24 protein-coding genes are annotated in these 22,257 nt (G+C 30.6%); 22 read left to right on the top strand and 2 right to left on the bottom strand.

The window, feature by feature from the left end:
- Positions 1-326 precede the first annotated feature (326 nt).
- The 6 genes from HGPB_RS07750 to HGPB_RS07725 all read left to right on the top strand — a co-directional run bounded on the left by HGPB_RS07750 (position 327) and on the right by HGPB_RS07725 (position 4,844).
- The gene (locus HGPB_RS07750; protein ID WP_019133118.1) at positions 327-1,085 is read left to right on the top strand and encodes an SDR family NAD(P)-dependent oxidoreductase; all 759 of its coding nucleotides are present in this window, start codon (positions 327-329) and stop codon (positions 1,083-1,085) included.
- A 486-nt stretch (positions 1,086-1,571) separates the two neighbouring features.
- Positions 1,572-2,462 (top strand): acetamidase/formamidase family protein, encoded by an 891-nt coding sequence (locus tag HGPB_RS07745; RefSeq protein ID WP_019133117.1) that lies wholly within the window; start codon positions 1,572-1,574, stop codon positions 2,460-2,462.
- A 13-nt stretch (positions 2,463-2,475) separates the two neighbouring features.
- Positions 2,476-3,381, top strand: coding sequence for a glutamate formimidoyltransferase (ftcD, locus tag HGPB_RS07740; protein WP_019133116.1), 906 nt, complete (start codon positions 2,476-2,478; stop codon positions 3,379-3,381).
- A gap of 145 nt (positions 3,382-3,526) precedes the next feature.
- Positions 3,527-3,901 carry a hypothetical protein gene (locus tag HGPB_RS07735; protein ID WP_019133115.1) on the top strand — a complete coding sequence of 125 codons (375 nt, stop codon included), beginning with the start codon at positions 3,527-3,529 and terminating at the stop codon, positions 3,899-3,901.
- 56 nt (positions 3,902-3,957) lie between these two features.
- A complete protein-coding gene (locus HGPB_RS07730) occupies positions 3,958-4,152 on the top strand; it encodes a MerR family transcriptional regulator (RefSeq protein WP_036738562.1) in 195 nt (64 codons plus the stop codon).
- Between the two features lie 62 nt (positions 4,153-4,214).
- Positions 4,215-4,844, top strand: coding sequence for a hypothetical protein (locus tag HGPB_RS07725; protein WP_036738560.1), 630 nt, complete (start codon positions 4,215-4,217; stop codon positions 4,842-4,844).
- A 41-nt stretch (positions 4,845-4,885) separates the two neighbouring features.
- Here the strand turns inward: HGPB_RS07725 and HGPB_RS07720 are convergent, their stop codons facing one another.
- Entirely contained in the window at positions 4,886-5,308 is a 423-nt protein-coding gene (locus tag HGPB_RS07720) for a flavodoxin domain-containing protein (RefSeq protein WP_019133114.1), read from the bottom strand.
- Positions 5,262-5,885, bottom strand: a complete 624-nt coding sequence (locus HGPB_RS08505) for a DUF3793 family protein (RefSeq protein WP_172635037.1) — start codon at positions 5,883-5,885, stop codon at positions 5,262-5,264. Before HGPB_RS08505 ends, HGPB_RS07720 begins: the two co-directional genes overlap by 47 nt.
- 158 nt (positions 5,886-6,043) lie before the next feature.
- On the opposite strand from HGPB_RS08505, the gene hutI reads away from it, so the two are divergent.
- The 16 genes from hutI (at position 6,044) to HGPB_RS07635 (ending at position 22,249) form a co-directional block, all read left to right on the top strand.
- Positions 6,044-7,315: an imidazolonepropionase gene (gene hutI / locus HGPB_RS07710; protein ID WP_019133112.1), complete on the top strand. Its 1,272-nt coding sequence runs from the start codon at positions 6,044-6,046 to the stop codon at positions 7,313-7,315.
- Between the two features lie 271 nt (positions 7,316-7,586).
- The gene (locus tag HGPB_RS07705) at positions 7,587-8,450 is read left to right on the top strand and encodes a DUF2232 domain-containing protein (RefSeq protein ID WP_148497902.1); all 864 of its coding nucleotides are present in this window, start codon (positions 7,587-7,589) and stop codon (positions 8,448-8,450) included.
- Between the two features lie 10 nt (positions 8,451-8,460).
- The gene (locus HGPB_RS07700; protein ID WP_019133110.1) at positions 8,461-10,464 is read left to right on the top strand and encodes a DHH family phosphoesterase; all 2,004 of its coding nucleotides are present in this window, start codon (positions 8,461-8,463) and stop codon (positions 10,462-10,464) included.
- Entirely contained in the window at positions 10,461-10,907 is a 447-nt protein-coding gene (gene rplI, locus HGPB_RS07695) for a 50S ribosomal protein L9 (RefSeq protein WP_019133109.1), read from the top strand. The genes HGPB_RS07700 and rplI overlap by 4 nt, the downstream gene beginning before the upstream one ends.
- A gap of 13 nt (positions 10,908-10,920) precedes the next feature.
- Positions 10,921-12,255, top strand: coding sequence for a replicative DNA helicase (gene dnaB, locus HGPB_RS07690; RefSeq protein WP_019133108.1), 1,335 nt, complete (start codon positions 10,921-10,923; stop codon positions 12,253-12,255).
- Between the two features lie 21 nt (positions 12,256-12,276).
- Positions 12,277-13,110, top strand: a complete 834-nt coding sequence (locus HGPB_RS07685; protein ID WP_019133107.1) for an undecaprenyl-diphosphate phosphatase — start codon at positions 12,277-12,279, stop codon at positions 13,108-13,110.
- A 56-nt stretch (positions 13,111-13,166) separates the two neighbouring features.
- The gene (locus HGPB_RS07680) at positions 13,167-13,985 is read left to right on the top strand and encodes a carbon-nitrogen hydrolase family protein (protein WP_019133106.1); all 819 of its coding nucleotides are present in this window, start codon (positions 13,167-13,169) and stop codon (positions 13,983-13,985) included.
- A gap of 91 nt (positions 13,986-14,076) precedes the next feature.
- The gene (gene secG / locus HGPB_RS07675) at positions 14,077-14,301 is read left to right on the top strand and encodes a preprotein translocase subunit SecG (RefSeq protein WP_019133105.1); all 225 of its coding nucleotides are present in this window, start codon (positions 14,077-14,079) and stop codon (positions 14,299-14,301) included.
- A gap of 10 nt (positions 14,302-14,311) precedes the next feature.
- Positions 14,312-16,312, top strand: a complete 2,001-nt coding sequence (locus tag HGPB_RS07670; RefSeq protein WP_019133104.1) for a sodium-translocating pyrophosphatase — start codon at positions 14,312-14,314, stop codon at positions 16,310-16,312.
- 154 nt (positions 16,313-16,466) lie between these two features.
- A complete protein-coding gene (locus HGPB_RS07665; RefSeq protein ID WP_019133103.1) occupies positions 16,467-17,354 on the top strand; it encodes a DMT family transporter in 888 nt (295 codons plus the stop codon).
- 28 nt (positions 17,355-17,382) lie between these two features.
- Positions 17,383-18,021 carry a cytidylate kinase-like family protein gene (locus HGPB_RS07660; RefSeq protein WP_019133102.1) on the top strand — a complete coding sequence of 213 codons (639 nt, stop codon included), beginning with the start codon at positions 17,383-17,385 and terminating at the stop codon, positions 18,019-18,021.
- Positions 18,022-18,029: 8 nt separating this feature from the next.
- The gene (locus HGPB_RS07655) at positions 18,030-18,272 is read left to right on the top strand and encodes a pro-sigmaK processing inhibitor BofA family protein (protein ID WP_019133101.1); all 243 of its coding nucleotides are present in this window, start codon (positions 18,030-18,032) and stop codon (positions 18,270-18,272) included.
- A 9-nt stretch (positions 18,273-18,281) separates the two neighbouring features.
- Positions 18,282-19,253, top strand: coding sequence for an LCP family protein (locus HGPB_RS07650; RefSeq protein ID WP_019133100.1), 972 nt, complete (start codon positions 18,282-18,284; stop codon positions 19,251-19,253).
- A 257-nt stretch (positions 19,254-19,510) separates the two neighbouring features.
- Positions 19,511-19,834, top strand: coding sequence for a V-type ATPase subunit subunit G family protein (locus HGPB_RS07645; protein WP_019133099.1), 324 nt, complete (start codon positions 19,511-19,513; stop codon positions 19,832-19,834).
- The gene (locus HGPB_RS07640) at positions 19,821-21,776 is read left to right on the top strand and encodes a V-type ATP synthase subunit I (protein WP_019133098.1); all 1,956 of its coding nucleotides are present in this window, start codon (positions 19,821-19,823) and stop codon (positions 21,774-21,776) included. Before HGPB_RS07645 ends, HGPB_RS07640 begins: the two co-directional genes overlap by 14 nt.
- Entirely contained in the window at positions 21,776-22,249 is a 474-nt protein-coding gene (locus tag HGPB_RS07635) for a V-type ATP synthase subunit K (protein ID WP_019133097.1), read from the top strand. Before HGPB_RS07640 ends, HGPB_RS07635 begins: the two co-directional genes overlap by 1 nt.
- The last annotated feature ends 8 nt before the right edge of the window (positions 22,250-22,257 follow it).

The raw sequence follows: 22,257 nt of genomic DNA, 5'->3' as shown, positions 1-22,257 counted from the left end.
AGGTCTTCTTTTTTATTGTAAAAAGTTATACACATATTAAAAATTTAATTCACACATTCATATACTCGTGAAAAAATTATTTGAAGAACTTTATAGATTTGATGTTTTAATTAAATAAAAAGATTAGGATTAATAAAATGTTTCAATTTATGATTGATTAGTAGCATGTTAAAGTGTAAAATTTTAATCAAATTTGATTTGACAATATTTAAAATTACTTATTCAAAGCGAAAGATAGTTATTATCAAAAAGAGGTAATTTATTTTATATTAAATAGACTCACTATTTGCTACAATACTATTAAAATAAATAGAAGGAGGAATCTTATGAGATTTGAAAATAAAGTTGTTGTTATTACAGGTGCTTCATCAGGTGTAGGCAGAAGCGCAAGTATTATGGCAGCAAAAGAAGGCGCAAAAGTTTATTCAATAGCAAGAAGAAAAGAAAAATTGGAATCGCTAGCAGAAGAAGTAAAAGCTTTAAATTGTAAGGGAAAAGTAATTCCGGTAGTTGGCGATGTGTCAAAACAAGAAGATGTAGATAGACTTTTTGAAAAAGTTAAAAACGAAAATGAAAAATTAGATGTACTTATATCAAATGCTGGAGTAATGGATAAGTTTGAGCCAATAACTCACTGTGAAGAAGAAACATTTGATAGACTCTTTAATATAAATGTAAAAGGTTGCTTCAGATTATTTAAAGGAGCAATACCACTAATGAAGGATGGCGGCGCAATAGTGGCGACAACTTCAATAGCTGGTATAAGAGGTGGGAAAGCTGGCGTAGCTTATACAGTTTCTAAAAGTGCAATCCATGGTCTTATAAGAAATACTGCAGCTATGTATGCTAATGATAAAATTCGTTGCAACGGAGTAGCACCTGGTGGAATTCAAACAGAAATTCTTGAAAATTTAAATGATGTGGATGAGAAAGGTATGGAAGTTGTAATGAGAGGACCTAAACTTGATAAGATGGTAGCAAGTGCAGAAGAAATTGCTTCAAATCTTCTTTTCCTTGCTTCAGATCAAGCGTCTAATATTACTGGACAAATATTAGTGTCTGATGGTGGATTAACAACAATGTAATTTAATAATTTTGTATTTTATAAGAGCCTGTCTATTTGATAAGCTCTTATTTTTTATAATTTAAGCAATATATTTTATTATATTTGTATATTTTAAAGTTTTCATCCATTTTAAAGCTATATTTTTATTAAAAAATGAATTTAATTTTTAATAAGCCTATTTAATTTATATTATTTATAGGAGAAATTATATTTTAAAATCAATAATTTACATTCAATTAGGAAAACAAATATCAAAATAAGAATTTATATTTAATCCAAAAATAAAATTTCGGGGCAAAAAATTGTTTCTAACTGGAAATTCAGATTTATAAGTAAATTTTAAAAATCAATTAAAAAATTATATTCAAAATCAAATTATATTCCCAACTAAATTCCATATTGCAAAAATTACAAGCTACAGATTAAGCAAGGCTTTAGTCAATTGACTTTTTATTAACTTATTAGTACACTTTAACATAGTAAATCATTATTGAACGGAGGTAAAATGAAAGTAATTTCTAGCAAGGAACTTATTTATTTTTTTGACAAGACAAATGAGCCAATATGCCAAGTGGATGATGGAGAAAGCTTTTGGGTTGAGGCTCCGGATTGTTATAATGGGCAAATTAAAAGTGAAAAAGATTTGAGGACGGATATTAATGTAGAGACAATTGATGGTGCTCTTGGACCTATAAAAGTAAATAATGCAAAAAAAGGAGATACACTTGTAATAGAAGTAAAAGATATAAAACTTAATGGCCAGGGAGTCATGCTGACAAATCATGGCTTAGGAATTTTAGGCGATTTTACAAAAGATGTAAGGACAAAAGTAATTAAAGTGGATCATGAATTTGCTTATTTTAATGAGAAGGTAAAAATTCCACTAAGTCCCATGGTTGGGGTTTTGGGACTTGCTCCTGAAAATGGGAGAGTCCATTGCGCTAGTGCTGGAGATTTTGGCGGGAATATGGATACAAAAGAGTTGAAAAAAGGATCAAAACTCTATTTGCCAGTCTTTATAGATGGAGCAAACTTTGCAATTTCAGATTTGCATGCTGCCATGGGGGATGGAGAAATAAGTGGAACTGGAATTGAAATTTCAGGCAAGGTTTTGCTTAAAACAAGTCTTATAAAAAATAAGTCCATAAAAGGACCGATAATTGAGACTGAAGACTCTTATTATTTTTTAGCCAGCCACAAAAGTTTTGATGAGGCAGCTAGAATTTGTTCAAAAGACTTGTCTTTAGTCTTGCAAGAAAAACTAGACCTAGACTTTGAAGATGCCTATATGTTGATGAGTGCTTCTTGCAATCTTGGAATAGGGCAAGTTGTAAACGATGTGTACACTCTTAAAATTAGGCTAAAAAAGGACCTAATCAAGGAAAGTTTATTTTAAATAGGAGAATTGTATGAAAGAAATTATAGAATGTGTTCCAAATTTTTCGGAAGGAAGAAATGAAGAAGTTATAGAAGAAATTCTTGCGAGTATTAAAAAGGTAGACGGAGTAAAAGTTTGGGATGTGTTAGTAGATAAGGACCACAACAGGACGGTTGTAACTTTTATTGGAGATAAGGATGCTGTGAAAAAAGCAGCTTTAGATTCAGCCTACACAGCAGCAAAACTCATCGATATGTCAAAACACAAAGGTGCTCACCCAAGGGTTGGAGCAGTTGATGTTATCCCTTTTGTGCCACTTTTTAATTCCAGCGTAGAAACTTGTATAGAACTTGCAAATGAAGTTAGCGAGGAGATATCTAAAAATTTAAACATACCTGTTTATAATTATGGGCAAGCTGCAAAGAGGGAAAGTTTAAAAGATTTAGGCTATATTCAAAATATTCAATATGAAAAGTTATTTGAAAAGATAAAAGAAGAAGCTTATGCTCCAGACTATGGAAAAAGCGAGATGAATGAAAAGCTGGGAGCAAGTCTTGTCGGTGCTAGAAATATTTTGGTAGCTTTTAATGTAAATCTTGGGACCGATGATTTAAAAATAGCAAAAGAAATTGCCAAAAAAATTAGATATAGCAGCGGTGGTCTAAGATATGTAAAGGCTATGGGTTTAAAATTAGAAGAAAGAAAACTAACTCAAGTTTCTATGGATATGGGAAACTATGAAAAAACAGCCATGTACCAAGCTTTTGAAATGATAAAAATGGAAGCGAAAAGATATGGTGTAGAGATTGTTGAAAGTGAAATCATAGGATTACTACCGATGGATGCCATGTTTGATACTACACAATATTATTTCAAGGCCCATACATTTAAAAAAGGCCAAGTCATAGAGAAAAAATTGTTAGATGAATTTATATAAAATATTAAGGAGGATACTTTGTTATCCCCCTTTTTTTAATAAATTTTATATTTTTATTACAAATATAGAGATTTTATAGGAATAATTATAGTTTGCGTGATAATATTTACTTAGAAAATTAGATTTAAAGACGGAGTGAGGATAAATGATAAAAAGTGATAAAAATAGGAAAAATTTTCTAAAAATTTCATGGATTTTAATTATTTTCTTTATTATAAGTCAGCTTATTCCATCTGAAAGCTACTTAAAAATCTTTAAACAAGTAGGTCTGGATGGAAATAGCTTTTTAAATTTTATAAATGGAGTTCTTTTTGATTGTATAATCTTGGCTATTTCAGGAATTTTAATTATATTTGGGATTTTTTTTGTAAAAAAGAATATTTTAGTCTATTTAAGCTTAATTATTTTAGCTATCCCACATGTATTTATCTTAATTATGTTTTATGGACTGTCTGGTGGAGATATAATAGAAGCTTTTAGGGCATATTTTTATATAATAACTTTTCAAATCTTTCTTTAAGTGCTTGAATGACTCCTTGGGGTCCAGCTTAAGATTAAAGTAAAAGGAGAGTTTTTATGTTAATTAATGAAGTTAAAAAAGAAACAGGTCTAAGTAAAAAAGCCATTAATTACTACATAGACAAGGGACTTATCAGGCCAAAGATTTTAGAAAATTCTTATAGAGATTTTGACCAAGAAATGCTTGAATCTTTAAAAAAGATTAAAATTTATAGAAAACTTGGCTTTAGCATAGAAGAAAAAAACTTTTAGCTGATCCAAAGGCTGGTCATCTAAGAAGAAAGTCCTTAGAAAAGATAGAAGAAATCAAAAACTTGCAAGCAGAAAGCCAAATACTTGAAAAATTAGCAGGAGGAGAAGATATAGAGGAAATCTCAAGAGAAGTAGGATTATTGGACCTTAAAAGAAATTTAAATGATAGACTTTTGGATGTTTTTCCAGGATATTTTGGAAATTACTTGCTTCTTTATTTTGGGTCATTTTTAAATTTTCCAATAGAAAATGACCAGCAAAAACAAATATTTAACCAGCTTATAGATTTTTTAGACGGGATGGATGAGTTTAATCTATCAGAAGATGCTAAAAAATTTCTTGAAGAGGGAGAAAAATTTGTAAGTCTTGATGAAATTAACGAATCTATTTTAGAATTTAAGAAAAATATTAATAATCACCGAGAGTTTTTAGAAAATAATGATGAGATTATTAGAAATTATATAGACTACACTGAGTCGGATGAATATAAAAATTCTCTTGCATATGAGATAAAAGACTTTAGCAAGAAATTTTTACAAGACCAGGGATTTTATGAAAAATTCATAGGACTTATGCGAAAATTGAGTTCAGATTATGATGATTTTTATAAAAAATTACTCCAAGCTAATGAAGATTTTTGTAAATCTTATCCAGATGTTTTAAAAGAGAATAAAAATAAAAAAATGGACTAGTCTGAATAGTCCATTTTTAGATTATTTATAGAATTTAAGATTTATTTGCATAAATTTTCTGCTAAATTTCTACAGTCTTCTAGTGCTTTATCATCTGGATAATCATAGGCAATTACAGGATCATTTACAAGGATTGCTCCATCTTTATTAACCCTATCTTCCCATATTCTCATCCATTCTCCATCATTCCAAGAGTAAGAACCAAATAGAGCGATTTCTTTTCCAGAAAGTTTTTCTTCACATTCGCTAAACATTGGCTCAAAGCTAATTTCTTCTAATTCTTCATCTCCCATGGCTGGGCAACCAAAGGCTATTCTGTCGAAATCATCGACCATATCTTTTGAAAAATTATCAGAAAAGAATAATTTCGCATCAGCCTTGTCCTTACAAGCTGATAAGATTTCATTTGCCATGGCTTCAGTATTGCCAGTTCCAGTCCAATAAACAATTGCAATTTTTTTCATTATTTTCTCCTTTTATGTAATTAATTATATTTTCAAGGCTAACTCCCTTACTTGTTAAGGAAGTCAGCAAATTTTTACAAGCTTTATAATTATTAAAATTCTCCCTAGCGCTTTCAACATCCCCATAGACCTTCCAAATGCCGGCAAGCTTATAATTCTGTCCTTTTTCTTTTATAAAAGCTTGGACATCATCTAGTGGATAGCCTAAAATCAAACCAATTTCATGGGGAAATTCATCTTCTTTTAATTTATATGTAAGTGTATTAAATAAGCAGTCTAGATTTTCGCAATTATAGCCACAATTTATTAAAAAGTTTTTGCATTCAAGCTTATTTAACAAGTTTTTTAATTTCTCTAGATTATATACAAGTATTAAAAACATATCATTTTTTTCTTTTATAATTCTTAAATATAGTCTTGGATTTAGGTATTCGTTCCAATATTCAATTAAGCTTTCTAGATAAGACTTGCTAATATTTCTTAGAGTGAAGATGCTGCTTGGTTTAATTCCTAGAAGGGTAGGGGCACAAAGGCTTATTAAATTTTTTCTTATAGGATCTATTTGAATTTTAATCACCGCCTTTAAAAGATAATCATTATCAATAAAGATTTTACTAGTAATGATATTGATTGTCAATAAGATATAAAGAAGTAAATTTCTTTTTTATCTGCTATAATTTTAATTAACAGTTTACTTTAATAAATCTTTAAAATGATAAAATATTGGAGGTAGCAATGAAAGCAAGTTTGCTTATTAAAAACATTGGTCAACTTATAACTATGGCAGGGCTTAATAGACCATGGTTAAAAGAAGACATCGAGAATTTAGAAAGATTTGAAGATGCGGTTGTAATTTGTAAGGGCGATGAAATCCTTGCTGCTGGCGATAAAAGTTTGATGGATGATTATGATTTATCTGAAGCAGAAGTCGTTGATGCTGGTGGAAAACTTGTAACACCAGGTCTTGTTGATTCGCATGTGCATTTAATATTTGCTGGCTGGAGAGAAAATGAACTTGCTTTAAAATTAAAAGGTTATGATTATCTAGAAATTTTAGAGCAGGGCGGGGGAATTTTAAATACAGTTAGGGCAACTAGAGAAGCTACAAGCGAAGAATTATATGAACATATTTATAAACTTTTAGATAATATGCTTGAAAATGGGACTACAACTACTGAAGCAAAAAGTGGTTACGGACTTGACCTTGAAACAGAATTAAAATCTCTTAGACTGGTAAAAGAATTAAATAAGGACCATGAAATAGACCTAGTTGGAACTTTTTTAGGAGCTCATGCAGTTCCAGAAGAATTTAAAGATGCCGAAGAATATACAAATTTTGTAATAGAAGAAGTTTTACCAAAAGTTGCTGATGAAAAATTAGCAGAATTTTGTGATGTTTTCTGCGATCAAGGAGTATTTTCAGTAGACCAGGCTAGAAGAATTTTAAGCGCAGCTAAAGAAAAGGGCATGAAATTAAAAATCCACGCAGATGAACTCGTTGCTCTTGGTGGAGCAGAACTTGCAGCAGAACTTTCTGCAACAACAGCTGAGCACTTATTAAAAGCATCTGATAATGGAATAGAAAAAATGGCAGAAGCTGGAGTTATAGCAACTCTTCTTCCAGGGACTCCCTTTTATCTAATGCTTGATAAATATGCGGATGCAAGAAAGATGATAGACAAGGGTCTTGCAGTTTCAATAGCAACAGACTTAAATCCAGGAACATCTGCAACTGAATCGCTACAAATTATAATGAATCTTGCTAGTTTTATGATGAAGATGACAGCTGAAGAAATTATTGCAGCTGTAACAATAAATCCAGCTTATGGAATTAATAAGGGAGATAAGATAGGCTCTCTAGAGAAAGGCAAAAAAGCGGATATAGTTATTTGGGATTCAGATAATCTAGAATTTTTAATTTATCATTTTGGAGTGAACTTAGCTAATAAGGTTTTCAAAAACGGAAAATTAGTAGTAGAAAATGGTAAAAAAATAAATAAAAAATAAATATATATTTAGTAGAAGAGAAGTGATAATAAAATCACTTCTTTTTTATAGTTTATAATAGAAAAAATATTCTTCTATTAAGATCAAAAATTTAAATAAGCTTAAATTGGGTATTTTGTATAGACAAGGCTTTTTAGTCTGAGAATTTAATATATTTATTGCCTGACAAGTAGGATCAGAAATAATGTGATATTTGTTTGCTAAATATGATAAAATCTAATTGTTAGGAGTGAGAATTATAAATAGAAGTGAAAATAATATAATTTTTTTAATGATAAAATCAGCACTACTTGCTATAGCAGGGCTAGCATTTCCTTTATTGTATTTGTTTTTGCCAGCCATGTTTGTAACAGAGTCTATTAAGTCTGGTATAGTGAAGATAATTGCTATATTTTCAGGAATTTGCTTAATACTTGCTCTTGTTACAAATCCTCTATTAGCATCTTTTATATTTGCTGTATTTGGACCAATGATTTTGATATTTAACTATATGATTTCTAATAGATACAAGGTCGATACAACTTTATTTGTTTGTGCTGGAGTGTTTTTTATATCTGTATTGTTAGGGTCTATAGCAATCGGTATAGATTTTTCAGACTTTAAATCAGCTGAGTATATAAATACTTTTCTATCAACTCAAAAAGAAATGATGGAAAGTTTTGGACTAGATTTTAATAAGGCAGATATATTAATTTTATATAAGAGAATTTTGCAAATTATGCCAGCCATGCTAGTTATTACTTCAATTATCGTTGCATACATTACCTTTGTAATAACTGGTAGAAGTTTGATAAAAAGAGGGGAATATATTTTGCAACCTCCTTCTTTTATATTTTTGAGATTGCCAAAAGGACTTGTAAGAGCTTTAGTGATTTCAGGTCTAGGCTTTTATTTAATAAGCTATTTTGACATATATGACTTTAATATTGTATTTGACAATGTATTTTTAATATTCTATTGTCTTTTTATATTTGCAGGAATTTCAGTTTTATCATTTTTTATAGGCAAATATATAAGAAATAGAGTAATTGCCACAATGTTTATGTTTATGATCTTTTTAATTCCAGGATCAAGCAATATTTTTGCCCTTGCTGGGATTATAGACTATGCATTGAATGTAAGGAATTTACCTTAAGAGGTGTATTATGAAAGATAATAATTATACTTTAAAACCATTTTGGCCTTATTTTATATTTGCTGGCTGTTTAGCCCTAGCACTCATATATTTTAAGCCGATAATTGGATTTATATCCTTATTTGTCTTTATTTATATTATCTTTTTAACTGTAAGATTTATAGATAACAAGAACAAGAAAATTGAGGACTATTTCAATAATCTCAGCGGAGATTTAAATACGGTAACAAAACAGGCCATATTTTCTATGCCTTTTTCTATCACATTATTAGATGAAGAAAATAAACTAATTTGGTATAATAGCGAATTTATGGCTTTAACTGAAAAAGAAATATCTACTGGCATGAACATAAAAGATATTTTTGAAGAAATTAATATGGAAGAACTTCTAAAGACAGATGAGAAAGAAGGCTATCTACTAAATGCTTCAAAAAACACTTATAAGATTTTTCATAGGACAGTTGATGTGAGCAAGACTCCATCAGAAAATGATGAGATTACCATGCTGTATTTTATCGATGCAACAGATCTTAAAAATTTAGAAACAAGATATGAAGAAGAACAAGTTATAATTGCAAAAATAGAAGTAGATAACTATACAGAAGCTATGGACTCAACTCCATCAGCAAATAGGCCTCTACTTATAGCAGATATTGACTCAACCATATCCAACTATTTTAAATACTACAATGGATTAGTTAGAAAATATGCTACAGATATGTATCTTGTAATTATGAATTACAAATCTCTTAGCATGATCAAGGAGAAGAAATTTGATATCCTTGATGATTTAAGAGAATTAGATAAGGGAAATACGATCCCGATAACTCTATCAATAGGGGTTTCTTCTTATGGACTTGGATTTATAGAAGGCTATCAAGAAGCTGATACTTGTCTTGATTTAGCTCTAGGACGTGGTGGAGACCAAGTTGTTGTTAGGGTTGAAGATAATTATGAATTCTTTGGTGGAAAATCCAAGGCTGTAGAAAAAAGAAACAAGGTTAAGGCTAGAGTACTTGGAGTTGCCTTAAAACAACTTATAGATGCATCAGAGAATGTATTTATAATGGGGCATAAAAATGCGGATATGGATGCTATAGGCTCAGCGATCGGAATATTAAGAGCAGTTTTAAATAGAGGAAAAGAAGGATATATAGTTTTAAATTCTTCTAATCCATCGATAGATAACCTAATAAATAGAATGAAGGAAGAAAATGAAAACTATGATAGGTTGGTAAAAGAAGATTTTGCCAAAGAAAGAATATCTCAAAGATCGCTACTCATTCTTGTAGACAATCACAAACCTTCATTTACAGAAGCTCCAGACTTAATTGAACTAACGCCACAAGTTGTAATAATAGATCACCATAGAAGAGGAAAAGAATTTGTTAAAGATCCAGTTTTAACTTATATAGAACCCTATGCATCTTCAACTTGTGAACTTGTAACTGAGATGCTGATATACATGAATGAAGAATTTAACTTAACCCATTTTGAGGCAGATGCCTTGATGAGTGGAATAGTAGTAGATACTAAGAATTTTTCTTTCCAAACTGGTGTAAGAACATTTGAAGCAGCCTCCACCCTAAGGCGTGCCGGTGCTGATATGATTCAGGTTAAAGACCTTTTCCAAGATGACCTAAGCACTTTACAAAATAAGGCAGAGGTTATCCACCAAGCAAATATTATATATAAGGAATATGCAATATCAAGATTTTCTAAAGAGGCTGAAAACTCAGTCTTAGTTGCAGCTCAAGCAGCTGATGATCTTTTAAATATAAATGAGGTTAATGCTTCATTTGTTATGACTCTTTCAGGTGGAGGAATTCATATTTCAGGTAGAAGTAGGGGAGATATTTCTGTGCAGTTGATACTTGAAAAACTTGGAGGAGGAGGCCATCTAAACATGGCTGGAGCAAAACTTGAAACCACAGATTTTGAAGAAGCTGAAAATATGCTTACACAAGCAATTAAAGAATATATAGATAATGATAAAAAGGATGATAATCAATGAAAGTAATTTTATTAAAAGACGTTAAAAACTTAGGTAAGAAAGGCGATCTTGTAAATTCAAAAGATGGCTATGCAAGAAACTTTTTGATTCCAAGAAAAGTTGCAATAGAAGCAAATGAAGAAAACCTAAAAAATTGGGAAGAAGAGCAAAAAAGACTTGAAGAAGAAGAAAAAGAAAGAGTTGCTCATTTTACAGAAATAAAGAAAAAATTAGACAAGTCAAAAATTGTTTTGACTGCAAAAGCTGGAGAATCTGATAAATTATTTGGAGCTATTACATCAAATGATATTAGAGCAGCAATAAAAGATCAATTAAAAATAGACATAGACAAGAAAAAAATTGACCTTAAAGAAAACATAAAAACTGCAGGAAAGCACAAGGTGCCAATCAAACTATACACAGACATAAACACAGAGCTTGCAGTAGAAATTAAGGCAGAATAAGTTAATAAATAAAATGGAAGAACTAAATTTAAGAATACCTCCAAGCAATATTGAGGCTGAAAACTCAGTTCTTGGTAGTATGATGACTTCAAAAGATGCAATAACAGTTGCCGTTGAAATTATCTATAGGGATGATTTTTATTCAGAAATAAATAGCTATATTTTTGATGCTATTCTAAATATCTACAATAGAAATGAAGAAGCAGATGTTGTTACAACATCTGAAGAGTTGAAAAAAATGGGTCTTTTAGAAGACGTTGGAGGACTTAGCTATCTAGCAAATTTAACAAGTTCAGTAATAGCTATATCAAACACAAGTTACTATTGTGAAATAATAAAAGAAAAATCAACACTAAGAAAACTTATAAAGGCATCTGATAAGATAATTTCAAATTGCTATTCCCAAGAAGGTGAAGTATCTGCAATAGTAGAAAATGCAGAAAAAGAGATTTTTGATATAACACAAAGATCTCATAGGATGGGACTGGTTCCAGTAAAAGAAGTTTTATTAGAATCTTTTGCTGAAATTGAAAAAAGAGCCCAAAATCCAAACAGTATAACAGGTTTATCAACTGGTTTTATTGACCTAGATAAAAAATTATCAGGTCTACAAAAATCAGACCTAATCCTACTCGCAGCTAGGCCATCAATGGGTAAAACTGCCCTAATGGTAAATATAGCTACAAATGCTGCTATAAAAGAAAAAGCAACAGTTGCTATGTTTTCTCTTGAAATGAGTAAAAATCAATTAGTTCAAAGGATTATTTCTTCCACTGCCCACGTAGACTTACAAAAAGTTATAGGTGGAAATTTAAACGAAGATGAATGGTTAAAAATAATAAATACCATGCCAATCTTATCTGAAATGGATATAGAAATTGATGATACAGCTGGAATTTCACCACTTGAATTAAAGGCTAAGTGCAGAAGTTTAATAAATTCAAGGAAAAAACTTGATCTAATAGTTATAGACTACTTACAACTTATGCAAATGGGTTCAAAAGTTGAATCTAGGCAGCAAGAAATATCTGCAATTTCAAGAAATTTAAAAGCAATAGCAAAAGAATTAGAAGTTCCTGTGATTGCTTTATCTCAATTATCTCGTTCGCCAGAATTAAGATCAGATCATAGACCAATCTTATCTGATTTAAGAGAGTCTGGAGCAATTGAGCAAGATGCTGATATTGTAATGTTTTTATATAGGGATGAATATTATAATAAAGAAGAAAGCGAAAGCCCAAATACTGGAGAGGTAATCATAGCTAAGCACAGAAACGGACCAACTGGAACAGTTGATCTTGTATTTAAAAAAGAATTTACAAAATTCTTGAATCTAGAAAGAGACTAATAAAAAACGCTAGGAGATAATATGAATTTTATAAAAGTAATAATACTAGGTATAATTGAAGGTTTAACTGAATTTATACCAGTATCTTCAACTGGGCATTTAATAATAGCAAACCAATTTATATCATTAAGCCCAGAAAAGTTTGCAAATGCATTCAATGTAATTATTCAGCTAGGAGCAATTTTAAGTGTTTTAGTTTTGTATTTTGATGAGCTAAATCCCTTAGAAGAAAAAACTAAAAGTGGAGAAAAACTGAGCTTACAATACAGGTGGGAACATAGAGATTTAAAAACTATGAGACTACTAGCAAAGATAATAATTGGATTTTTACCAGCGGCAGTATTGGGATTTTTATTTGATGATCTTATAGATGAGTATTTATTTAATAAAGTGACAGTTGCTATAGCCTTAATTTTTTATGGAATAGTGATTATTGTTTTAGAAATTCATAACAAGGACAAGGAATTTAAATACCACGATATAGACCAGATTAATATAAAGACTATTCTTTTAATAGGACTTTTCCAATGTCTTGCTATGGTTCCAGGAACATCAAGATCAGCTGCTACAATAATAGGAGCTATGCTACTTGGATGTGATAGAAAAACAGCTGCTGAATTTTCCTTTTTCTTAGCAATTCCAACCATGCTAGGAGCAACAGGGCTTAAGATTATAAAAATGGGTTTTGCCTTCACTTTAGAAGAATGGCTTTTGATACTTGTTGGAAGTGTGGTTTCATATGTAGTGGCCTATGCGGTTATAACAAAATTTATGAAATTTATTAAGAAAAATGACTTCAAAGTTTTTGGGGTATATAGGATAATTCTTGGTATATTAGTTTTACTATTTGTATAAATGTTATTAAAAGGGCTATGATCATAGCTCTTTTTTATTATAGACAAGGAGGTCTTATGAAAAAATTTAAATTAGGATCAGTTCAAATATCGGCAAAGGCAGATAAAGATAGAAACCTAAAAAGGGCAGATGAATTAATAAGAGAAGCAGCAGAGAAGGGTTGCCAAGTTGTCGCCTTGCCAGAGATGTGGAACTGCCCCTACAACAATGAATATTTTAAAAAGTTTGCAGAAGATAAATATTCAAAAACTTACAACTTTTTAAAAGAAACAGCAAAAAAATACAATATTTTATTGGTTGGAGGATCTATTCCTATATTAAAAGACGACAAAATATATAATGAAGCTTTTGTCTTTGATAAAAATGGAGAAGAAATATATTCCTACAAAAAAATTTATATGTTTGATGTGGTTTTTGAAAATGGGAAAGAATTTAGAGAATCAGATAATGTAGAAGCAGGAAGTCAGATCGGAGTTTTCGATACAGAATATGGAAAATTTGGACTTGTTATTTGTTATGATCTAAGATTTTATGAATTATTTGAAAGTATGCACAAGCTTGGAGCAGAGTGCATATTTGTTCCGGGATCATTTACAAAGGAAACAGGCAAAAAACACTGGGAATTGCTTTTAAGAGCAAGAGCAGTAGATTTTCAAAGTTTTATAATAGGATCAAGTATGGCAAGAGATGATGAAATTTCTAAAAATGTATTTGGAAATTCTAGAATAATTAGTCCAGGAGGAGAAATTTTAGCATCTATTGATGAAAAAGAAGGTTTAATAATATCAGATATAGACTTATCTGAAATAGATAAAAATAGAAAACTATTTCCAATAGAAAAATCTAGATTAAATAAATTAAAAATCTTTGATTAATAACTAGATTAAGCTAATTGCGTTGATTTTAAAAACTTCATATGATAAAATTTATACGTTATAGATATCGATATTAGGGAGGTTAGAGTTTTTGAAAACAATATTGTCAATAATCATTGCCCTATCTGCTATTGTAATGATAGTTACAGTTGTCCTAACTGAAAGTAAACAAGCAGGTTTAGGAGTAATGTCAGGAGAAGAGTATTCTCTATGGGGAGAACATAGAGGAACAAGTAAAAAAGAAATTGAAAACAGAATAATAATTATATCATCAGTAGTGTTTGTAATAGCTTTATTAATACTAGCTGCAATATAAGGGAGGAAATATGGAAGTATTAGTTTTAACAGCGATAATAGGAGTTATTGCCCTTGTTTTTGCAGGATATAAAGCGAATTTTGTTGCAAAACAAGAACAAGGTAATGACAGAATGAAAGAAATAGCTTCATACATTGAAGATGGAGCCATGGCATTTTTAACAAGAGAATACAAAGCTCTTGCTATATTTGTTGTTGTACTAGCTATAGTATTAGCAATAGGATTATCAAGTATAGCAACAGCAGTTTGCTTTATTGCAGGTGCAATTTGTTCTGTATGTGCAGGATATATTGGAATGAGAGTTGCGACAAAAGCAAATGTTAGAACAACAAACGCAGCTATGGAACACGGACTTGGAAAAGCACTAGATGTTGCATTTTCTGCAGGTATCGTAATGGGTATGTGCGTTGTTGGTTTAGGTATTGCTGGTATCTCAATAGCTTATAAAATAACAGGAGATCCAACAATTGTAACAGGATTTTCACTTGGAGCATCATCAATTGCATTATTTGCAAGAGTTGGTGGAGGTATATATACAAAAGCTGCCGATGTTGGAGCTGACCTTGTTGGTAAGGTTGAAGCAGGAATACCAGAAGACGACCCAAGAAACCCTGCTGTTATAGCAGATAACGTTGGGGACAACGTTGGTGATGTTGCTGGAATGGGAGCAGACTTATTTGAATCTTATGTAGGTGCTTTACTTTCAGTAATTACACTTGGAGTTGTAGCTTATGGCGAAGATGGAATAAAATACGGTTTACTTATAGCTGGACTAGGAATCATAAGTTCAATAATTGCAGCATTCTTTGTAAAAGGAGATAAGAACCCACAAAAAGCTCTTAATAATGGAGAATATGTTTCAGCAGCAGTAACAGTAATTGCAGCAGGATTTTTAGCTAGTAAAATATTTGGACAATTCAAACCATTTATACCAGTAATTACAGGTATAGTAGTTGGATTAATAATTTCTAAATTTACAGAATATTACACATCAGAAGAATACTCTCCTGTAAAAAGAATAGCATCAGAATCAGAAACAGGAGCATCTACAAATATAATTTCAGGTCTTTCAGTAGGTATGATGTCAACAGTTGGACCTATCGTAGTTATCGCAATAGGTATTATGATTGCATTTATTGGAGCAGGTGGAAACCAAGAAGCAATCCACGGACTATATGGTATATCACTTGCAGCAGTTGGTATGCTTTCAACAGCAGGTATGACTATAGCAGTTGATGCTTACGGACCAGTAGCAGATAATGCTGGTGGTATTGCAGAAATGTGTGAATTACCAGAAAATGTTAGAGAAATTACAGACTCGCTTGATGCAGTTGGTAATACTACAGCAGCAATCGGTAAAGGATTTGCAATAGGATCTGCAGCTTTAACAGCTTTAGCTTTATTCGTATCATTTATCGAAGCAACTGGACTTACTGGAATTGACGTATCAAAACCAGAAGTAATAGCAGGAGCATTTATTGGTGGTATGCTACCATTTGCTTTCTCAGCACTAACAATGTCAGCAGTTGGTAATGCTGCATCAGCAATGATTGATGAAGTTCGTCGTCAATTTAAAGAAATTCCAGGAATAATGGAAGGAAAAGCTAAACCAGAATATGCAAAATGTGTAGATATTTCAACAGGAGCAGCTTTAAAAGAAATGATAGTTCCAGGAATGATAGCAGTAATTGTACCAATTTTAATTGGACTTTTACTTGGCTCAGAAGCTTTAGGTGGACTTCAAGCAGGTTCATTAATCACTGGTGTTCTAATGGCGATATTTATGTCAAATGCTGGTGGAGCTTGGGATAATGCTAAAAAATATATAGAAAATGGTGTTCACGGTGGCAAAGGTTCAGAAGCTCACAAGGCAGCTGTAACAGGAGATACTGTTGGTGACCCATTCAAAGATACATCAGGACCTTCTCTAAATATTTTAATAAAATTAATCACAGTTGTATCTTTAGTATTTGCACCATTATTCGTAGCATATGGTGGAATCTTACTATAATATAAAAAAACAAATTAATATAAAAATAAGAACATAATAGGAATAGTGTTTACTATTTCTATTATGTTTTTTAATAATTTAATTTACATATAAATTTAGTAAATATATAATTAAACTAGACTTAATAATAATTTTGGAAAGTGAGGTTTTGACTATGAATGGTAAAAAACTTATATCTATATTACTTTTATTTTCCACAGCCGCTATATGGGGTTTTGCTCTAGTAGCACAAAGTAATGGCATGAAATATATTGGACCATACACTTTTACGGCAGTAAGATCTATGGTTGGTGGATTGGCTATGCTTGCCATGCTTCCACTTTTTTCAAAATTAAATATTAATGAAGGTTTAGAGATAAGTGAAAGCCTTACAAGGAGGGCTTCTTTATTTTGCGGAATATTCTTATTTCTATCACTAAATTTACAACAATATGCCTTATTATATACAACAGCAGGTAAGGCAGGATTTATTACAACCCTTTACATAGTAATTATTCCAATAATTAGATATTTTTTAGGAATAAAATTAGATGCTAAAACTGCCTTTTGTATTCTAATGGCCATAGTTGGTCTATATTTTATAACAATTAAAGAAGATTTCTCTATAAATATTGGTGACGTTATGCTTTTTGTAGCAGCAATAACAATGTCAGTCCATACTTTACTCTTAGCAAAGTATGCTGTGCATGTTGATATTATAAAACTTAATGGATATCAATTTATTGTATGCTCACTTTTAAGCTTTATACCAGCTTTAATATTTGAGACTATTGAAATAGTTTACATAAGACAAGCTTTAGGAGCAATATTATATGTTGGTGTTTTGTCATCAGCAATTGGATACTTATTTCAAATTCTTGGACTCAAGAATATGGATCCAACCATTGCATCTTTGATATTGTCATTAGAATCAATAATTTCAGTGTTTGCAGGTTATTTGATGCTTAATCAAATATTGACAAAAAGAGAAATGTTGGGTTGTTGTATTACCTTGATAGCTACTCTTTTATCACAACTGCCAAGTAAAAAGGAAAAAGCCTAGCTATTTAGAGATTTAAGGATGTGGGAAAATGTTTTTAAATAAGATTTTTGGGGTTAACAATAATATATCAGATACAATAATTGCAATAGATAGCCAACACGGAAGTGGGGCTAGTGATATAACTAAGCTTATTTCTAAAAAATTAAATATAGAAGTTTATGATGAAGATATAATTGAGCTAAAGACTTTAGAGTCTAAGATTGATATAGACAAGGTTAGTAAAGAGGATTCTTTTTTAAAGGGAACAGTTTATGATCTTTATAGGGAAAATTATTCATATTCTCAAGAAGATATATTAGAAAATGATGCAAACTTTCTTGCTAATGCAAAAACTATAAGACAACTTGCTTCTAATGGACCTTGTATAATAGTCGGCAAATGTGGTAGCTATGTTCTAAAAGAAAAAGAAAAACTTTTGAGTGTATTTATAACAGCTGATTATGAATATAGGATCGAAGACATAATGAAAAGAGAAAAAGTTGATAGACAAAGAGCAATTATACAAATAAAGAAAACTGATACTAGAAGAAGTAACCACTATAAGAGATACACTTCTGGAGTTTGGGGACAATCATCTGAATATGATTTAACTATTGATTCTACCAAGTTTTCAAGTGAAGACATAGCTGATATAATTATACAAGCTAGCAAGCACATTAATAAATAGGAGTTATTATGGAATTTTTTATAGGACTTATACTTGCAATAGCGATTGCACTATTTGCTTTTAAATCAATAAAACTAGCAATTAAATTTTTAATAAATATAATAGTTGGATCTTTAATCTTGTTGGTTTTTAATACTATTGCATCTAAATATGGCCTTACTATAGAAACGAGTCCTTTGATTTTATTCTTGGTTGGTCTATTTGGAACACCAGCTGTAGCTATAATTATTTTGATAAAATTATTTATATAGGGGTGGATTATGAAATATATATATAGAATTTTTGTGGTCCTGTCTATTATTATTTTATCTTTAATAGTTTTAATAGCTTACAGAATAAAACCGCAATATGAAAATAAAGGAATAGATCAATTAAATAGGCCTCAAAGAAAAGAAGATCAGATATTTGATGATAAAAATTTAATAAATGTTTTTGAAGGAGATAATGAACTAAGAATTCTTTTGCTTGGAGTAGATAAATCTAAGACAAAAGATAAGTATGATGATGGAGAAAACATGAGAACAGATACAATAATGCTCTTTACGATATTTCCAGAAGATAAAAAGGTTCAAATTGTTTCCATACCAAGAGACTCATATGTTAGAATTCATGGCTATGATAAACATAAAATAAATTCTGCTTTTAATCCAAGAGTTTATCCTGATGGAGGTTTAGACCTTACAGTAAAAACAGTGGAAGATTTTTTAGATGTTGAAATTGATCATTATGCAATTGTGGATTATAAGGCTGTTATAGAAATAGTTGATACACTCGGAGGAATTGATATTTATTGGGACCATCCAGATTACAGTTACACGGATGACTGGGTTATACCTCCTTTAGAAATCAATTTAAAAAGAGGTAACAACCACTTAGATGGAATAAACGCAGTTTCTTATTTAAGAGCTAGAAAGGCTCTTGATGATCAGGATATTGGAAGAATAAAAAATCAACAAGATTTCTTGATGCTTTTATTTGACAAAATAAAAAATCCAGCAACATTTTTTAAAATTCCAAGACTGCTTGACATAGTAGACCAATACATAGAAACTGACTTTTCATATGGGCAACTTGCCTTTCTTGCAAAATTTGGACTATCTTTAGAAAGATCAGACATATCTGCTCATACTTTAGAGGGTAGAGACAGGAGTGGAGTAAATCTTGGTGGATATAAAGTTGATGTATATGAAGTTGATATAGAAAAAGCAAGAGAACTTGTAAAATCTTATTAAAAAAATTATTAAAAGATCGCTAAGCGGTCTTTTTTTATTGGAAAAATATAAAAAAGTAAATATTATAGCTATTAATTGGGTAAAATATTAAACAGCTACTTTATAACTAATTATCTTTTAAAAGGAATATTTTGTTCCTTTTTTATTTTGATAATTAAGCTTTTATATATGTTTTTTACTATGTAAAAAAGTGTATAAATAAAACAAATGCATATTTAATTTATGCGTTAAATCAGATCAGTATTGGAGGTGGTTTTTTGAAAGACACTATTAGTAAAATCAAACAAGAGGAAGAAAAGGCAAACAGAAAACTTGAAGATGCAAAAGTAGAAGCTGAAAATATTATTAATGAGGCTGAGGCTGAAGCTAATAAGATTGAAAGAGAAATTTTGCAAAGAGCAGAAAATAAAAGGCAGCAAATTCTTAATGAGGCTAGAAGAGAGGCCGAACACGATGCAAGGCCTGTTATAGATGAAGCTCAGAAAAAATCTAGAGAAATTTTAGACAAGACTGATCAAGAACTTAAGAAGTATGTAGATGTTGTAGTTGAGAGGATTGTGATGAATAATGGCAATAGTTAAGATGAATAAATTTAACTTATTTTCATTAGATTCTGATAGGAAGGCTCTGTTAAAGAGATTACAATATTTTAATCAAGTACATTTTAACTATCTGGAAAGCTCTGATGAAGATCAGTATATAGAAAAAATTGATAATCTAAAACAACTTTCAGCCATAGATTCAAAACTTGCTAAGGCTAAATGGGCAATAGAAGTCTTAGAAGATCATAAGCAAGAAGAAACTTCAGCTCTACAAGAATTAAAAGAAGGTAAAAAAAGCTATAGCCTAGCTAAAATAAATGAAAGAGCAAAGGAATTTGACTTTAATGGTGAATATAAAAAATTAAAGAAAATTTCTGATAACAAAGATAAGCTAGTTGAAAAAATTGAAGAAAATAGAAACTTAATAGAAGATCTTAAACCGTGGAAAGATCTCAGTATAAAGGTAGAAGATCTTGAATCATTTAAAAATGTAAATATTGCCAAGGGTAATATACTTACTAAATATTATGATTTTTTAGTTGAAGATTTATCTTCAATAGACCTAGTTTATATGGAAACAATCAGTCAGGATGAAAATCTTAGCTATCTTGTTGTTGTTTATGATGACTTAATCAAAGAAGAAGTTGAAGAAATTTTAAGAAAGAATATTTTTACAAATATTGAAATCAAGACAGATGGTTTTGTTAAAGATAAGATAAAAAAACTAGAAAAAGAAACTAGAAAAGATATAGAAGAAACTAAGATCTATAATGTAAAGATTAACAGTAGGATGTATCTATATGAGGACTTCTGTATTTACTATGACTATCTGAATAACAAAAAGAACAAGATTATGTCTGAAAATAATTTTCTTAAAACTAGCAAGGTTGACATAATAGAGGGGTATTTCCCTAAGGATTTAGAATATGAATTTTTAGCAGTTTTAGATGATGAGCTTGGAGATAACTATTATTTAGAGATAGAAGAAGCTCAGGCTGATGATCCAAAAGTACCTATAAAATTAAAAAATAATAAATTTGTAAGTGCTTTTGAATCTTTAACAGAAATGTATTCTATGCCAAAGTATAACGAAGTCGATCCGACTCCATTATTTGCACCGTTTTACTTTGTTTTTGCAGGTATTATGGTAGGAGATTTGGGCTATGGATTACTTATATTTTTGGGAGCTCTTATAGGGCTTAAGAAATTTAATTTAGATAATAAGACAAAAAAATTCTTAAAGTTTTTTATGTATCTTGGAGTATCCGCAGCTATTTGGGGATTTATATTTGGTTCCTTCTTTGGAGATATAGTGCCAATGAAAGCCTTTATAGATCCATCAACAGATTATATAGAAATGATACTTCTTTCTATGATACTTGGTGGAATTCATATATTCTTCGCTTTAGGAATTCAAGCCTATATGGATATTAGGGATAAAAAGCCATTAGATGCTCTTTATGATGTTGGATCTTGGTATATGATCATAACGGGGGCAGTAATAGCCATAATAGCAGCAAGTGTAGGTACAATACCAAAGATTGTATCAAACGGAGCGAAAATTTTAATGCTACTAGGTATGATAATAGTATTATTTACTGGTGGTAGAGAAGAAAAGAGTATAGGTGGAAAGATTGGTTGGGGAGTTTACTCTCTATATGGAATCACATCGTATTTTGGTGATTTTGTTTCATATATAAGACTTATGGCCCTAGCCCTATCAAGTGCTTTTATTGCTATAGCAGTAAATATTATAGTAAGAATGCTAGTTGGAAATGGATTCTTAGCAACATTGCTTGGAATAGTTATTTTCTTAGCTTTTCAAATATTTAATATATTCTTATCATTCCTATCAGCATATGTGCATTCAGCAAGGTTAACATATGTAGAAATGTTTAATAAGTTTTATGAAGGTGGAGGAATACCATTTAAAGAAATGGTTAGCAAATCAAACTACTTTAATATAGAGGAGGAAAATTAATGTATCAAGGATTTTTTGCAGAATATGGTGGAATAATGCTCGGAACTTTAGGAGTTGCACTAGCAGCACTTCTTGGAGGAATGGGATCTGCTAAAGGTGTAGGCCTAGCAGGTGAAGCAGCAGCAGGGGTTATTATAGAAGAACCTGAAAAATTTGGTAAAGCACTTATATTACAACTATTACCAGGTACACAAGGTCTTTATGGTTTTGTAATTGGTATGCTTATACTTTTTAAATTGTCACCAGATATGGATCTTTATAAAGGATTTATCCTACTTTGTGCAGGACTTCCAGTAGGACTAACTGGTCTAGTTTCAGGTATTTCACAAGGTAAGGTATCAGTAGCAGGTATTAATATTTTAGCTAAAAATGAACCTCAACAAGCAAAAGGTATTATTTTAGCAGTAATGGTAGAAATGTATGCAATACTTGGATTCGCTATTTCATTCTTAATAATGAATAGTGTTAAGTAAGGGTGATT

Source organism: Peptoniphilus obesi ph1, assembly GCF_000311865.1.
GTDB lineage: Bacteria > Bacillota > Clostridia > Tissierellales > Peptoniphilaceae > Peptoniphilus_E > Peptoniphilus_E obesi.
This window is presented reverse-complemented; position numbering and strand designations above follow the sequence as displayed.